Here is a 13,552-nt window from a genome sequence, read left to right on the forward strand (position 1 = left end):
CACCCCCCCCCCGGGGGCCCCCCCGGCGCCCCCCGGCGGGCCGGGCCGCCGCCCCCCCGGCGGGGGGGGGGGCGCGGCCCCCGGCCCCCCCCCCCCCCGGGGGGGGGCCCCCCCCGCCCCCCCCCCACTCTGCTCGGTCGTCCGCAAGCCTTCCCCACCAGCTGCTTTCCGGCAAGGAGGACGGACGCCCGGCGCAGAAGATGACTCAAGAGGAATGGCGGGCGTTCCTCCCGGCTCCGCCCGGACGGGAACCACGGGACACTTCCGGCGACGGCGGAAGCCCGCGCACCGCCGTGGGCCGGTCGGCGCAGCCGCCCGTCAGTGCGGCCCCGCGGGCGGCCCCACGGAGTCGAGCAGCCGGGCGGTGTGCACCCGCCCGGCGTACTCCACCAGCCTGACCAGCACTTCCTTCCCCGAGTCCTTGTCCCGCGCGTCGCACAGCACCACCGGCGTGCCCTGCTCCAGGTCCAAGGCCCGCGCCACCTCGTTCGCCCCGTACCGCCGGGCGTCCGTGAAGCAGTTGACGGCCACCACGAACGGGATCCGCCGGTGCTCGAAGTAGTCGACGGCCGGAAAGCAGTCCTCCAGGCGCCGGGTGTCGGCGAGCACCACCGCGCCCAGTGCGCCCTGCGACAACTCGTCCCAGAGGAACCAGAACCTGTCCTGCCCCGGCGTGCCGAACAAGTACAGCGACAACCCGGCCCTGATGGTGACCCGTCCGAAGTCCATCGCCACCGTCGTGGTGGTCTTGCGGCCGACGCCTCCCGTGTCGTCGACCAGCTCCCCCGCCCGGCTGAGCAGTTCCTCGGTCCGCAGCGGCCTGATCTCGCTGACCGACCCGACCAGGGTGGTCTTGCCCGCCCCGAAACCACCCGCCACGAGGATCTTCAGCGCGAGCGGAGCCGACTCCGCGTCCGCTCCGGCGTCTGCTCCGGCGTCCGGGGCCGGTCCGTCGTCCTGCAGTCCCATCACAGTGCTCGCAATCCATCGATAACTTCCCGCAGAATCCGCTCGTCGGGCAGCCGGGCGGGCGGTACCGGGCGGCTGACCTTGACGTGGCCGCCCTCCAGCAGGTCGCCCAGCAGCACCCGCACGACGCCCACCGGCAGGTCGGCGTCGGCTGCGAGTTCCGCCACCGACTGCGTCTGCGCCCCGCAGAGCCCGAGCAGTACACGGTGTTCGGGGCCGAGCAGCGCCTCGTCCCCCGCGGCCGGGCCCGCCCCGCCCACCACGACCAGGGCGATCAGGTCGAACCTCACCCCGTGCGGGCCCGGCTTGGTGCGTCCTCCCGTCATGGCGTACGGACGCACGAGCGGACCCGCCTCCGCGTCGTACCAGTGACCTTCCATCCGTGCGGCCGCCGCCCTCAGCCGGCGGCCGGCGGCCGCGCCGGGAAGCGCGGCGGGGTGCGGAGGTGTTCGCCGACGCGCTTCACCAGCCGGGCCATCTCGTAGGCGATCAGCCCGATGTCGGCGCCCGCGGCGCTGAGCACGGCCATGCAGGAGCCTTCCCCGGCGGCCGCGACGAACAGGAACCCGTCGTCCATCTCCACCATCGTCTGGCGCACGCCCCCGGCGTGGAAGTGCCGCCCCGCGCCCTTGGCGAGGCTCTGGAAGCCCGACGCGACGGCGGCCAGGTGCTCGGCGTCCTCGCGGCTCAGCCGACTGGAGGAACCGACCGCGAGGCCGTCGTCGGACAGGACCACCACGTGGCGGACCTCCCGGACCCGCACCACCAGGTCGTCCAGGAGCCAGTCCAGTTCGCCGGATCCGTGGACCGCGCCGAGATCGGGTCTCCGCTGTTCGAACATCAGCATTCTCCTTCGCTGCCGTCATGAGGGGACTCCCCACCGGCTCCGCGCGCCCAGCCGGCCTGGTACGCCGCCGTCCGGTCCCGGACCTGCTCGGGGCTGCGGCCCGGTGGCTCCCCGGAGCGGGTCGCCCCGACGGGCTCGGCCGGGGTGGGGACCTCGCGCAGTTGAGGGACCAGGCTGGCCTGGCGGACCCTGCGCGGCAGTTCGCCCGCCGCCGCGGGATCGGGTGGAGGAGCCGCTTGCGGGACCTGCCCGCGGGTGCCGGCGCCACCGGAGCCGCGCGGCCCGAGCGGGCGTTTCGTGCGGGCGGCCCGTAAGGCGGGGCGGGGCGGGGCGCGCTCAGCGGGCTCCTACGGCGCCGTGCCCGAGGCCGCGCGCCGACGCCGAGGCGGCCCGTTCGTCGGCGGTCGGGGACAGGGCGACGAACGCGCAGGTGAGGAAGAGGTAGGAGCCGAGCCCGACGGCGAGGGGGAAGACGAACTGCATGGCGGTCGCGCCGGGCAGGGCCGTGTCGGAGGGGGTGACGCGGACGGCGACGGCCAGCATCCCGGTGTAGTGCATGCTGCTGACGGCGGCGCCCATGACGAGCGAGGCGGTGGCGACGGCCTGCGGCGACCTGGTGTGGAGCGCGGCCCACAGGGCGACGGTGGCGGCGAGGACGGCGAGGACGGCGATGGCAATCGAGAGCGCGACGGTGAGCGTCGGACGCTAGTGCGGGTGAGGGCGCGAACAAGGGGCGCATTTCGAAAGCCGCTGTAACTGCTGGAATATGACAGAGCTACGTTCGTCTTCGATCAGGCCGCATGTCACCTTGTCCACAGGGCTCGCACGGGGCGGGCGGCAGGTGCGGAGCGGGGGCCGTGCGGCGCCGACGTGGGAGATCATGGGCTCATGAGCGAAGACCACACGCATGTCCGGGAGTTCTTCGGGGCGCGCGCCGCGGACTGGGACCGCAAGTTCCCCGACGACGGCCCCGCCTTCGCGCGCGCCGTGACCGAGTCCGGCCTGCGGCCGGGAGACCGGGTGCTCGACGCGGGCTGCGGCACCGGGCGGGCGCTGCCGGCCCTGCGTGCGGCCGTCGGGCCCTCGGGGACGGTGATCGGTGCGGATCTCACCCCGCAGATGCTCGCCGCCGCGCGGGAGGCCGGCCGGGGCGAGGCGGCGGCCCTGCTGCTCACGGACGTGGCGCGGCTGCCGTTGCGTGACGGTGTGCTGGACGCCGTGTTCGCGGCCGGTCTGATCGCGCACCTGCCGGATCCGGAGTCGAACCTGGCCGAACTCGCACGTGTGGTCCGCCCGGGCGGGCGCCTCGCGCTGTTCTACCCCGTCGGGCGGGCGGCGCTCGCCGCGCGCCAGGGCCGCGAGCTGACCCCGGACGATCTGCGGGCCGCCCACAACCTGGGCCCGCTGCTGTCGGCGGCCGGCTGGGAGATGACCTCGTACGCGGACGAGGACGACCGTTTCCTGGCCCTGGCCGCCCGCCGCCCCTGATCTCGCGCACACCACCGGCCGGGCCGGGCCTCAACTCCTCGCGCCCCCGCCCGGCTTGAAAATCGCGTCCCGCGAGCTCTCGACGGGTGAGTTACCCACTGGTTAAGGTGCGCCGACGAGCGAGCGACCGGATCGGATCGGGAGGAGGCCACGTGTCAGAAGCGGAGGATGACGGGGGTTCGCTGTACGTGCTGACCGCGGTGCTGGTGACCCCCACCCAGTTCCCGGCCGTCCTGGGCGACGACTACCCGCAGGCGTGCGCGCTCCTGGGCGTGGAACCGGTCGCGGACGGGTACGGGCTGGTGCTCGGACAGGACGAGGAAGGCGCGCGCTGGACGGTCGTCGTGGACGACGTCGCGCTGGTGGCCACCGCGATCGCCTCATGGGACTGCGGCATGGAGTACGACCTGTCCCCGGACGAGCGGACCATCGTGGTCTCGCTCGCGGGCTGGCCGCTGGAGCTGACGGTCTCCGCCTCCGGCCTTCCCGAACCGCACGATCCCGAGCAGGGCGCGGACGGTACGGGTCGCGTGCCGCTGGCCCCGCCCTCGGCGGAGGTCTGGGGGCCCGTGCAGCGCAGGCTCGGCGCGGACCAGATCGCCCGGGACTGGGCCGACTGGCGCGAGCGGGTCGCCACGGACGGCGGGGCGGCCGCCGTCGCGCACCCGGGGCTGGCGCGGGCGCTGGCGGAGGCCGCGGGCTACGCGGCGCAGGCGCCTCCGCCGGGCCGGGTGCGGTCCTCCTTCGCCGAGGAGGGCGCGCGGACGCTCCGGGCGGACGGCCCCGGCTGGTCGCTGGTGGCACGCACCGGCGAGACGGCGTTCGTCCTGCTCGACGAGGAGCCGGGCGAGGTCCTTGCGGTCCCCGGGGACGGCCATCCGGACCACCCGGAGCTGCCGAAGCTGCCCGACCTGCTGGCGGCCCTCACCCGTATCGCCGTACGACCCGTCTGAGGGGCCGCCTGCGGCCCGTCTGGGGACCACGGGAGGCTCCGGCCGCCCACCCCCGCGGCCGGCTGCGTCAGACGCGTTCGAGCGGTATGTGCGGGCCCGGCGGCAGGGTGACGGTGATGGGGTCGCCCGGGCGGATGGTGCCGCCGTGCTGGACGACACCCATGACGCCGGCCTTGAGCACCGGACGGCCTTCCTCGTCCCGGCCGACGACCTGCTTGAGCAGCCCCTTGCGGAAATTGTCGATCTGCAGGCACGGGTTGCGCAGGCCGGTCACCTCCACCACCGCCTCCTCGCCGAGGCGCAGCAGCGTCCCGACGGGCAGGGCGAGGAGGTCCACGCCCTCCGTGGTGACGTTCTCCCCCAGCTGGCCCGGTCCGACGGTGAAGCCGGCTCCGGCGACCTCGTCGAAGAGTTCCCGGTGGATCAGGTGGACCTGCCGCAGGTTCGGCTGGCTCGGGTCCTTCGCCACTCGTGAGCGGTGTTTGACGGTGACCCCGGCGTGGACGTCTCCCTCGACTCCGAGCCCGGCGAGCAGCGTGATGCTCTCCCGCCGGGGCTTGGTGAACGAGTAGACGCCGTTGCTGCTGACCGCCGTCACCTGCGCGCTGCCCATGTGCTACCCCCTGGCCGCCGTCAGCGGCCGATCTGCTTCCTGGATATACCGCGGAGCCGACGCCGCTGGGAGGAGTCCAGCACGAAGTACGCCGCGGTGGGCACCCCGATCAGGACCAGGAGACCGGCCCAGAATCCGACCGTCGCGAACAGCACGATGGCTGCCACCACGCCGGCAACCGCGACCTTTCCGCCTGTGGACATCTGCGGACACCTCCTTCTGCCTCGGCCACTGCCCGTTCAACGCGCGGCCTGCGCCATACGTTCCCGTGCTCAGGGTGCGGGAACGCGTACCAGCCCGGTGACGTGGTCGGTGATCATGTCCAGGATCTCGGAGGCGGCCTCTTCGTCTCCGAGGACGAGGAAGCGCAGGGTCAGGCCGTCCGTCATGGCGGCGAGGTAGCGGGCGAGGACCGGGGTCGGGGCGGCGAGTTCGAAGTCCATGGCCGTGCGCAGCTGGTCGATGAGGTCGCCGTAGGTGTCGGAGTACAGCTGGTGCTGGCGTCGGGCGAGGTGGGCGAAGCCGGGCTGGCGCAGGGCGTACTGGGTGAGTTCGTAGGTGAGCATGTGCTCGCCCGGGTGGGCCACCACGTGGTCCCAGTAGGCCTGGAAGCCGGCCCGGATCGTCTCGTGGAGGGTGGCCCGGGGGCGGAGCGCCTCCCGGACCACCCGGATGCAGTGTTCGGTGATCGTCTCGATGACGGATTCCAGCAGTGCCTGCTTCGAGTCGAAGCAGTAGTGGAAGACGCTCAGCGACAGCCCGGCCTCGGCGGCGATGGACCGGGTGGTCGTCCGGGCGACCCCGTCGCGGGTCATCGCCCGGATCGCGGCCTCGGTCAGCTGGCGCCGCCGGTCGGCCAGGGGCATGCGTCCCATGCGTGTTCCTTTCGTACGCGTCGTGCGCGCGCGCCTCGTTCGCGTCGTACGCGCTCGCCGCCGGGGGACGCATGCCGCGCGCGGTCAGCTGCTGTAGACGCCGACCTCCTTGAGGGAGTAACCCCACTGCGTGCCGCGCCCCTGTCCATGGATGCGGACGTAGCGGGCCGGGACGCCGGCGAACTGGGCGGTGTCCAGGCCGCCGTCACCGGTGGTGGTGGACCAGACCGTCTGCCACTCGGCGCCGTCGGCGGAGGTCTCGATGCGGTACGCCTTGCCGTAGGCGCGTTCCCAGTCCAGGGTGACGCGCTTGACCAGCTTCGAGGAGCCGAGGTCGACGCTGAGCCACTGGTCGTCGTTCCAGTCGCTGGCCCAGCGGGTTCCGCGGTCGCCGTCGACGGCCCGGCCGGGTGCGTAGCTGGTGAACGGGTTCCATTCCGAGGCACTGGCCGTCGCCGCCGCACCCGCCGCGAGGTTGACCCCGGCTTGGTGGTGCTCGGACGCGCCCCACGTGCGGAGATACGATTCAGCGCCGCGGAAGAGGTCGTCCACGATGCCCTGTCCCCCGACGATCCGGATGTCCTCGATCCAGTCCGGGACCAGACCGTAGTGCGCGGCTCCGTCGGTGTTGAAGTCCCAGGTGCGCTGCCCGGCTGTCTGCCGGTCGATGACGGAACCCCCGTCGGTGCTGCGGAACGGGTACGTGACGGGGTTCGGGGTGTTGGCGCCGCGCGGGCCGGGCCAGCCGCCGACACCGTTCATGTCGGTGCCGTAGCCGTAGCCGACGCCGTACTTCTCGCGCAGTGCCTGCGTACGCTTCGCCTCCGCGGTGAAACCTTCGGAGCCGTTCATGTACTGGGCGGCGAATCCTCCGAGCTTGTAGAGCCGCTCGGTCCAGCCGAGGTCCATCCAGCTGTGCGAGGAGATCACACCGGGGTAGGACTCGGTCTCCAGGATGTCGAAGGCCTGCCCTGCGGCCTTGACGCTCATGTGGTCGACTTCGAGCATCATCTTGCGTTTCATCATGCCGCGCACCGCGTACTCGCCGAGCGCCGTGAGGCCCCGGGTGTTGCACTGGGCGTCGGCCGCGTACGACGGAACGGTGACGCCCGGCGGCAGTTCCTTCTGCGCCTGCGGCGCGGGGGCGAGGCCGACGGGGTTGTCGTGCTGCGGGCCGGCGCACTTCTCGGTCTGCCAGAAGGTGCCGGTCGACAGGAACTGTCCGACGTTGATGGCCGTGCCGAGGGCGCCTTCGTCGAAGCGGACGCCGCAGAGGGCGTTGTCGAACTTGTGGCAGAGGAACATGCTGCGGACGCCGAGGCGGTAGAGCTCGTCCAGGCCCCGGTCGACGTCCTCCTTGCTGCACTGGGCGACGTCGAGGATCTGCTTGCAGCCGAACGGCTCGGAGGTCTCGACGCCGAGGACGACGGCGAGCTTGCCCTGTTTCACCACGTCACGGGCCTGGGCGGAGTCGGTGACGATACGGAACCAGCCCTTTCCGGGGCCGCCGTACATCTTGTCGATGAAGGCCTGCATGTCGTAGGTCTTCTGCGCTTCGAGGCGGATGGCGTCCATCTCGTTGCAGCCCCGGTCCTTGAAGAAGTAGACGGAGCAGATGACCCCGTTGGTGACGAGGTCGTTGACGAGCACCCGCTGGCCGCCGCGCCAGGCGCGTTCGATCCAGGCGTAGTAGTTCTGCTGGTGGGTCAGCGAGTCGTGGGCGGGCCAGTCCTTGAAGGTGGGCCAGCCGGTCGGGTCGTGCTTGCCGTCGCCGCCCTTGGTGATGAAGTCGAAGACGGCGAGGGAGCCGTCGGGGTAGTGCTCGGGGCAGTCCTTGAGGGCGTCGGCGACGCCCAGGTCGGAGAAGGCCTTGCCGCAGATGAGGCGTCCGCCGAAGCCCTCGTTCGACATGATGTGGTCGTGGGCGTCGACGAAGCCGCGTACGTTGCCTTGCGCGTCGGTGCCCTTGAAGGGCTCTCCGGTGACGTTGATGCCGGAGTCCGGCGCCGGCCGGGCGACGGGGTCCCACCAGCCGGGGTCGGCCGCGGCGGCCCCTTGGGTGGGGCCGAGGACCATGGCGAGCATGGCCAGGAGCAAGGACAGGACCGCGATCGGCCTGCCTCCGCTGTGCGGCTGTCGGGTCACGGCGATCACCATGTCTCCGGTCGGCGGACGGCGGGTGGATTGACATGTCCCGCGCAAGGTCAACCGAGAATCCCGACTGCCGCCACAAGAGTCAATAGTCCGGGACGATTGACCTGACGGGCCGTCGGTTCCCGGTGTGCCGACACCCCGCCGCCGAGCCGACGCCCCGCCGGGCAGGGCGTCGCCTGCCCGGCGGGGCGAGCGGTCCCGCGCCGTCCGGTTCAGCGGCACTGGCCGGAGCGGGGCTCCATGACGGTGTTCTGCGTCTGGCGCGGCGGCGGCTCGTTGCCCTCGCAGCGCAGCGGACCGGTGACCCGGTTGCCCACGATCACCACGCCTCCGATGTTGGCGTCCACGCTCACGGCCCCCGTGAACCGGTTGCCGGCACAGGTCCCGGCGTCCGCGGGGCCGTCCTCGTCGGAGCCGAGCAGCACCGGGCCGGTGCTGCCCCGCACACTGAGCGGACCGGCCAGCGTGGACCGGCAGACAGTGAGCGCGAGGGCGCCGTCGCCGGAGACGGGGCCGGTGACCTCGGCGTCCAGTACGGCGAGCGCGCCCCCGGGCCGTACGGTGACCGGGCCGTCCTGCCTGGCGCCGGAGGAGAGGCAGACCGCCTGGCCGGCGGCTACCGTCAGCGGCCCGGAGCGGGCCGTCGTGACGCAGGGGCCGCTGAACCCCACCGTGATGCCGGCCGGGTCCGCCGTGGTGCTCGCCTCGTCGGCCGCGTCCCCGGCGTAGGAAGCGGTGAGGGCGTGGGCGCCGGGCTGGAGACCGCTCGTGGTGAACGACGCCCGGCCGCCGGCCAGCGGGACGGTCGCCAGCCCCTTCGCCCCGTCGGAGAAGGTGCCGGACCCGGTGGGGCCGCCTGCCGGGTTCGCCGGTGTCACCGTCGCGGTGAGGGTGACGGGGTAGCCGAACAGCGGGGTCCCGGTGTCCGCGATGAGGGTGGTGGCCGTCCCGTAGCGGAACGGGACGACCGCCTTGCCGTCGCGTGGCGCACTCCGGAGAGGAGGACGGCACCGGTCGCGGACGGGGCCGCGAAGCTGCTGCCTCCGCCGCCGCCCGCGGCGTACAGGTTGCCGGGGTTCCCGCCGCCGGAACCGCCGTGCCGTTGATCTTGTTGCCGTTGGACGAGGTGCCGGTGCCGATGGCCTGGTCGATGCCGCCGCCCGCGACGAGTCCGGTGGAACAGTCCTCGTGGGTCGATATCTCGGCGAAGGCGGCGGCAGGCCCGGAGGTGGCGCCGGGCGTCCTGACGGTCACGCCCACGGTGTTGGCGTATGCGGTCGCGGGTACGGCCAGGGCCAGTGCGGCGCCGATGACGAGCGCCTTCCCGGTGACGCGGCGGAGCAGAAGCCCCTTGGACATGGAGTCTCCCTTTGGGATGCGCGGCGGGGAACGGGGCACGGCGGCGTGTGCGGTGGCGCCGTGCCCGCGGAAGTGCCGAACTCTGCGGTGAGGGTGGGCGAACCGGTGTGCCGGGCCGCGGGGAGGGGGCCCGGGATGTGGGGCCGGATACGGAACGGCCGGTTCGCCGCCCTCACCTGCATTGCGCATGCGGGCTCTAACAAGCTTTGAGCACCGCATCTACGATGTCGAGAAGTACCTCGTGATAGCATCTGCGGCGGCCAGATCGGGTCCGGGAGCGGAATGTGACGGAAGTCTGACGGCGCGCCGCTCCCCCTGGTGGCCGGCGGCCGGTGATGGTCGAATCGGTGCGTGAGTACAGAGCAGACCGGCCCCACACCGCCACTCGCGGACCCCGACCCCGACCCCGACCCCGACGCAACCGGAACGCCCGTCGGACGACGGCTGGTCCTCGGCATGGTCGGGCTCGGCGCCGCCGGGCTGCTGGGTGCGCCCGTTCTGCAGCGCGCCCTGGAAACCGCGCTCGGCGCGGCAGCCGACAAGGATCCGACGGGGCTCACGGGGCTGCTGCCGAACGGCGGCGGGTTCCGGTACTACTCCGTCGCCTCCTCGGTGCCCGAACGCGGCCCCGCCGACTACCGGCTGACCGTCGACGGCCTCGTCGAGCGGCCGGCCGCGTACGACCTCGACGCGCTGGGGCGCCTCCCGCAGACCCGCGTGGTGCGGGACGTGCAGTGCGTCACCGGCTGGCGCGTGCCGGGTACCGCCTTCGAGGGCGTCCCGGTGGCACGGCTGCTCGACGCGGCGGGCGTACGGCCGCAGGCGCGCGCCATCCGGTTCACCTGCTTCGACGGCACCTACACCGAAAGCCTCACCCTCGCGCAGGCCCGCAGGGACGACGTGATGGTGGCCTTGCGGATGCAGGACGAGCCGCTGGGCCACGCCCACGGCGGGCCGGCGCGGCTGTACGTGGCTCCGATGTACTTCTACAAGTCCGCGAAGTGGCTCTCGGGCATCACCGTCACCGACGAGGTGGTACCCGGCTACTGGGAGCGGCTCGGATACGACGTCGACGCGTGGGTCGGCAGATCGAACGGACGCGACGATGCCCCTACTGTCTGAAACACCCGTCCGGGTACGCCGGTTCGGCAGGGCCCAGCGGTGGGTCCACCGCGCTACGGCCGCACTGATGGGCGTGTGCGTGGCCTCCGCCGGGTGCCTCTACCTGCCTGCGCTCGCGGAACTGGTGGGACGCCGCCGACTGGTGGTGACCGTCCACGAGTGGTCGGGACTGCTGCTGGCGATCCCCGTCCTGTTCGGCCTGGCGTCCCGCGCCCTGCGCGCCGACCTCGGACGCCTGGGGCGGTTCGGGCCGCACGACGGGGTGTGGCTGCGCAGCGCCCTGCGCCGGCGTGGCGAGCGGCCCGCCGGGAAGTTCAACGCCGGGCAGAAGGTGTACGCGGGCTGGCTGGCCGGGGCGGTGCTGGTGATGCTGGGCACCGGGCTGCTGATGTGGCTGACCGGGCTCGCCCCGTTGGTCCTGCGGACCGGCGCCACCTTCGTGCACGACTGGCTGGCCCTGACGCTGGGCGTCGTCGTCGCCGGGCACATCGGCATGGCCCTGCGCGATCCGGAGGCCCGGCGCGGCCTGCGCACGGGCTCCGTCGACCGGCGTTGGGCGGAGCGCGAGCACCCGCTCTGGCGGCACGGCGGCTGACGGGCGGCCCGACCCGTCGAGGGGGGCCGTCCGCCTCCCGCCGTACCGCCGCCGGCCCGTCAGCCTCCGTCGCGCACCGCGACGATGCCGTTGAACACGCCGATGTAGGCCGTGCCGTCGGGACCGAGGGTGATCGGAGCCCAGTTGTTGTCGTACAGGGGTCCGGTGCCTGTCAGCTGCCGCCAGCGGCGCTCACCGGTGCGGAAGTCCACCGCCGTGAGGTACCAGGCGTCGATGCCCCAGGCGTTGGGTTCCTTCTCGTAGAAGTACAGCAGCCCGTTGCCGGTGGACAGTTTGGGTACGACGGAGGGCGAGCGGACGGCGCTCTGCCAGACCGTGTCGCAGCCGCTCCCGTCGGGGCGGACGTCGATGCGGCTGACTCCCCCGACGACCGACGTGCCCAGCAGCAGGCTGGTGGGGTTCTCGTAGCCGTAGTTGTTCTCGACGACGATGCTGTTGCCCCAGGTGATCAGGGAGTTGTCGGTGATGGCGACGTAGCCGTCACCGAAGAGGTCCGGGGTGGTGCCGGACCCCTGGTTGACGGAGCCGGGTTTGGTTCCCGTCCCGCGGTCGTAGGTCTGGCGCCACTGGGCCTCGGGGGTGCCGTCGGCGGCGGCACGGAAGCTGTACAGCGCGTGGTCGGTGACGATGGAGACGCCGTCCTCGGCTACGGAGAAGGAGTTCTGGATCTCCTCGCCCTCCAGGCGGACGGAACGGATCCGGGAGGTCGTCGGGTCGACGGTGCCCACGCGCCCCTGCCGGGTGACCCACCAGATGCGGCCGTCCCAGTCGGGCATCACGGAGGTGACGGGATCGCAGGTGCCGCTGGGCCACAGGTTGGTCCAGCCGACGCAGTCGTGCGGGACCTGCCCGGTGAGGTCCCAGTCGGCGTCGACGGTGAACTTCCAGCTGCCGTCGGGGGTCTGGGAGTGGGCCAGGCGCAGGATGTGCTGGCGCGAGTCGGCCAGCACGGCGCGGTCCTGGTCGTCGAGGTAGAAGTAGGCGCCGCCCGAGGTGTCCTTGAAGATCTTCGAGAAGTCGAGACATCAGGCCACTGGAACGCCTTGACCTGCAAGAGAGTCCCCACCAGTCAGCTGTGTGGGAAAAGACTGGGAAACCTCTTCGGCTTGGGCGCTCCCAGCCGGCTGCTTCTGCAGTGACAGCCAGCGCTGCTCCAACGTCTTCTGGATGGCCATCTCCATCGCCACCGTCACACTGCTGTAGACGCCCTCGACACCCGGGACTTCGTGCCCCATGCGGGACTCCACCGCGAACTTGCTGTGCCCGTCTTCGTCCAGCCATGCCTTGTGTCCATGGCGCACGAGGTACAAGCGCTTCCCCTGGAACGACGGCACCTTCTCCATCGGCGCCCTCGCGAACCTTCCTTTGCGCTCCGGCGCCCCATCTGCGATCAGCCGCCAGTAGGCGTAGTCGAAGTTCACAGCGGCCAAGGAGCCGCCTTCGATGGCAGGGAACACCCAATCCTTGTCGTGGCTGTTCAGGAGCTCCTCGAGCATGGCCGCAAGGAAGGGCGGCACTACGAGGGTGCGGGAGCTTCCGTACTTCGGTGGGAAAAACTGCAGCTTGCTGTCAGCGTACTGAACTTGGCGTTCAACACGAATGGCCTGCATCAGCCCGACTCCCTTGCCGTAGCGCCCCATGTCCTCCTCATAGCGCTCAGCCTCGTCTGGATCGGGCCGCGGGTCGGAAGCCGGCCAGTTGGGATAGCAGTAGTCGCGCGTCAACCCGTACAGCTCAGACGGGCGCATGCCCGTCATGGCCATCGTCCAGATGAACACGTAACCAGAGCGGCCGAACAAGATCTCTGCGTTGCGCGCCAACCGTTCCACGGCCTCCGGCAGCATGTCCTTCTTCCGCTCCTTCGGCCTCCTGACGAACTTGCCGCGCCGCCTGGTGCGCTCGACCGGGGACGTCTTGATCAGCCTCGGCACCGCATCGTCGAGGATCATCCCGAGGACCATCATGATCTGCCGTGCCGAACGGTCCGCCATGATGCTGTGCACATGCTTACGGAACGCCCTGTACGCCAGGATGTCGATCTCAGAGACCGACTTCCGCTTGAAGTACGGACGGATGTGGGTCTCGACGGCAGAGCGGTAACCCTTTTCCGTCAGGTGCGAGTGGTCCATTGCCGCCAGCCAGCTGTCGAGCCAGTCGCTCATCAGGGTGGACCCGTCGTGGTTGCTGACGTGCACGCCATGCCGGATGTCATGAGTCTGGTCGAGGCCATGCTGGTACGCCTCGTCCTCGTCGGTGAAGCCGCCTTTGGACTCGAACCTCTTACGGCCGTTTGCGTGGTAGGCGCCCGTCCACCACTTCACGCGGCAAGTGCCGCCGCGCCACTCGGTGTACACATCAAGGGCCCTCTTGGCCATGAACGTCCCCTTGTTGTACTCGCCGTCGCGGTGCTCGGCAGCCCCATGCTGCCGAGACTCACGACGTGCTCCCGTGCGTCAGGCCGGGGTGCCGATCGAGCACCTGCGGCAGCTGTCGCAGTTACCGCCAAGCCGTCGAACGAGCTCTCGCATCAGCGGCCTGGCCGTGTCACGGGCTGGT

13 protein-coding genes and 2 pseudogenes are annotated in these 13,552 nt (G+C 71.7%); 4 read left to right on the forward strand and 11 right to left on the reverse strand.

The genetic code is table 11. The features are described 5' to 3' along the window. Positions 1-318: 318 nt before the first annotated feature. From ACIA6C_RS27705 to ACIA6C_RS27720, 4 genes and pseudogenes are all read right to left on the reverse strand, one after another. Positions 319-969, reverse strand: a complete 651-nt coding sequence (locus ACIA6C_RS27705) for a GTP-binding protein (protein WP_399279842.1) — start codon at positions 967-969, stop codon at positions 319-321. Continuing rightward, the gene (locus ACIA6C_RS27710; protein WP_399279844.1) at positions 969-1,349 is read right to left on the reverse strand and encodes a DUF742 domain-containing protein; all 381 of its coding nucleotides are present in this window, start codon (positions 1,347-1,349) and stop codon (positions 969-971) included. Before ACIA6C_RS27710 ends, ACIA6C_RS27705 begins: the two co-directional genes overlap by 1 nt. Positions 1,350-1,366: 17 nt before the next feature. Further along, a complete protein-coding gene (locus ACIA6C_RS27715; RefSeq protein WP_366083484.1) occupies positions 1,367-1,810 on the reverse strand; it encodes a roadblock/LC7 domain-containing protein in 444 nt (147 codons plus the stop codon). Between the two features lie 342 nt (positions 1,811-2,152). Beyond that, positions 2,153-2,506: pseudogene (locus ACIA6C_RS27720) on the reverse strand (MHYT domain-containing protein); the annotation flags it as partial. A gap of 198 nt (positions 2,507-2,704) precedes the next feature. On the opposite strand from ACIA6C_RS27720, the gene ACIA6C_RS27725 reads away from it, so the two are divergent. Next, positions 2,705-3,304, forward strand: coding sequence for a class I SAM-dependent methyltransferase (locus ACIA6C_RS27725; RefSeq protein ID WP_399279846.1), 600 nt, complete (start codon positions 2,705-2,707; stop codon positions 3,302-3,304). A 152-nt stretch (positions 3,305-3,456) separates the two neighbouring features. Then, the gene (locus ACIA6C_RS27730) at positions 3,457-4,257 is read left to right on the forward strand and encodes a hypothetical protein (protein WP_399279848.1); all 801 of its coding nucleotides are present in this window, start codon (positions 3,457-3,459) and stop codon (positions 4,255-4,257) included. 67 nt (positions 4,258-4,324) lie between these two features. Here ACIA6C_RS27730 and ACIA6C_RS27735 read toward each other — a convergent pair whose 3' ends face one another. From ACIA6C_RS27735 to ACIA6C_RS27755, 5 genes are all read right to left on the reverse strand, one after another. Beyond that, positions 4,325-4,870 (reverse strand): MOSC domain-containing protein, encoded by a 546-nt coding sequence (locus ACIA6C_RS27735; RefSeq protein WP_399279850.1) that lies wholly within the window; start codon positions 4,868-4,870, stop codon positions 4,325-4,327. Between the two features lie 20 nt (positions 4,871-4,890). Continuing rightward, the gene (locus ACIA6C_RS27740) at positions 4,891-5,073 is read right to left on the reverse strand and encodes a hypothetical protein (protein WP_399279851.1); all 183 of its coding nucleotides are present in this window, start codon (positions 5,071-5,073) and stop codon (positions 4,891-4,893) included. 69 nt (positions 5,074-5,142) lie between these two features. Then, positions 5,143-5,745, reverse strand: a complete 603-nt coding sequence (locus tag ACIA6C_RS27745; protein WP_361137485.1) for a TetR family transcriptional regulator — start codon at positions 5,743-5,745, stop codon at positions 5,143-5,145. An 84-nt stretch (positions 5,746-5,829) separates the two neighbouring features. Beyond that, positions 5,830-7,821: a discoidin domain-containing protein gene (locus tag ACIA6C_RS27750; RefSeq protein WP_399280226.1), complete on the reverse strand. Its 1,992-nt coding sequence runs from the start codon at positions 7,819-7,821 to the stop codon at positions 5,830-5,832. Positions 7,822-8,111: 290 nt separating this feature from the next. Further along, complete coding sequence (locus ACIA6C_RS27755) at positions 8,112-9,119, reverse strand: Ig-like domain repeat protein (RefSeq protein WP_399280228.1); 1,008 nt, start codon at positions 9,117-9,119, stop codon at positions 8,112-8,114. A 595-nt stretch (positions 9,120-9,714) separates the two neighbouring features. Between ACIA6C_RS27755 and ACIA6C_RS27760 the strand changes: the two genes are divergently transcribed. Together ACIA6C_RS27760 and ACIA6C_RS27765 are read left to right on the forward strand one after the other, a co-directional pair. Beyond that, the gene (locus ACIA6C_RS27760; RefSeq protein ID WP_399280230.1) at positions 9,715-10,380 is read left to right on the forward strand and encodes a molybdopterin-dependent oxidoreductase; all 666 of its coding nucleotides are present in this window, start codon (positions 9,715-9,717) and stop codon (positions 10,378-10,380) included. After that, positions 10,364-10,975 carry a cytochrome b/b6 domain-containing protein gene (locus ACIA6C_RS27765; RefSeq protein WP_399279852.1) on the forward strand — a complete coding sequence of 204 codons (612 nt, stop codon included), beginning with the start codon at positions 10,364-10,366 and terminating at the stop codon, positions 10,973-10,975. Before ACIA6C_RS27760 ends, ACIA6C_RS27765 begins: the two co-directional genes overlap by 17 nt. Before the next feature lie 59 nt (positions 10,976-11,034). Here ACIA6C_RS27765 and ACIA6C_RS27770 read toward each other — a convergent pair. Both ACIA6C_RS27770 and ACIA6C_RS27775 read right to left on the reverse strand, forming a co-directional pair. Next, positions 11,035-12,018: pseudogene (locus ACIA6C_RS27770) on the reverse strand (hypothetical protein); the annotation flags it as partial. A gap of 3 nt (positions 12,019-12,021) precedes the next feature. Continuing rightward, complete coding sequence (locus tag ACIA6C_RS27775) at positions 12,022-13,371, reverse strand: integrase (RefSeq protein WP_399279854.1); 1,350 nt, start codon at positions 13,369-13,371, stop codon at positions 12,022-12,024. Between the last annotated feature and the right edge of the window lie 181 nt (positions 13,372-13,552).

The sequence above is a fragment of the Streptomyces sp. NPDC051578 genome (genome assembly GCF_044454045.1).
Taxonomy (GTDB): Bacteria; Actinomycetota; Actinomycetes; order Streptomycetales; family Streptomycetaceae; genus Streptomyces.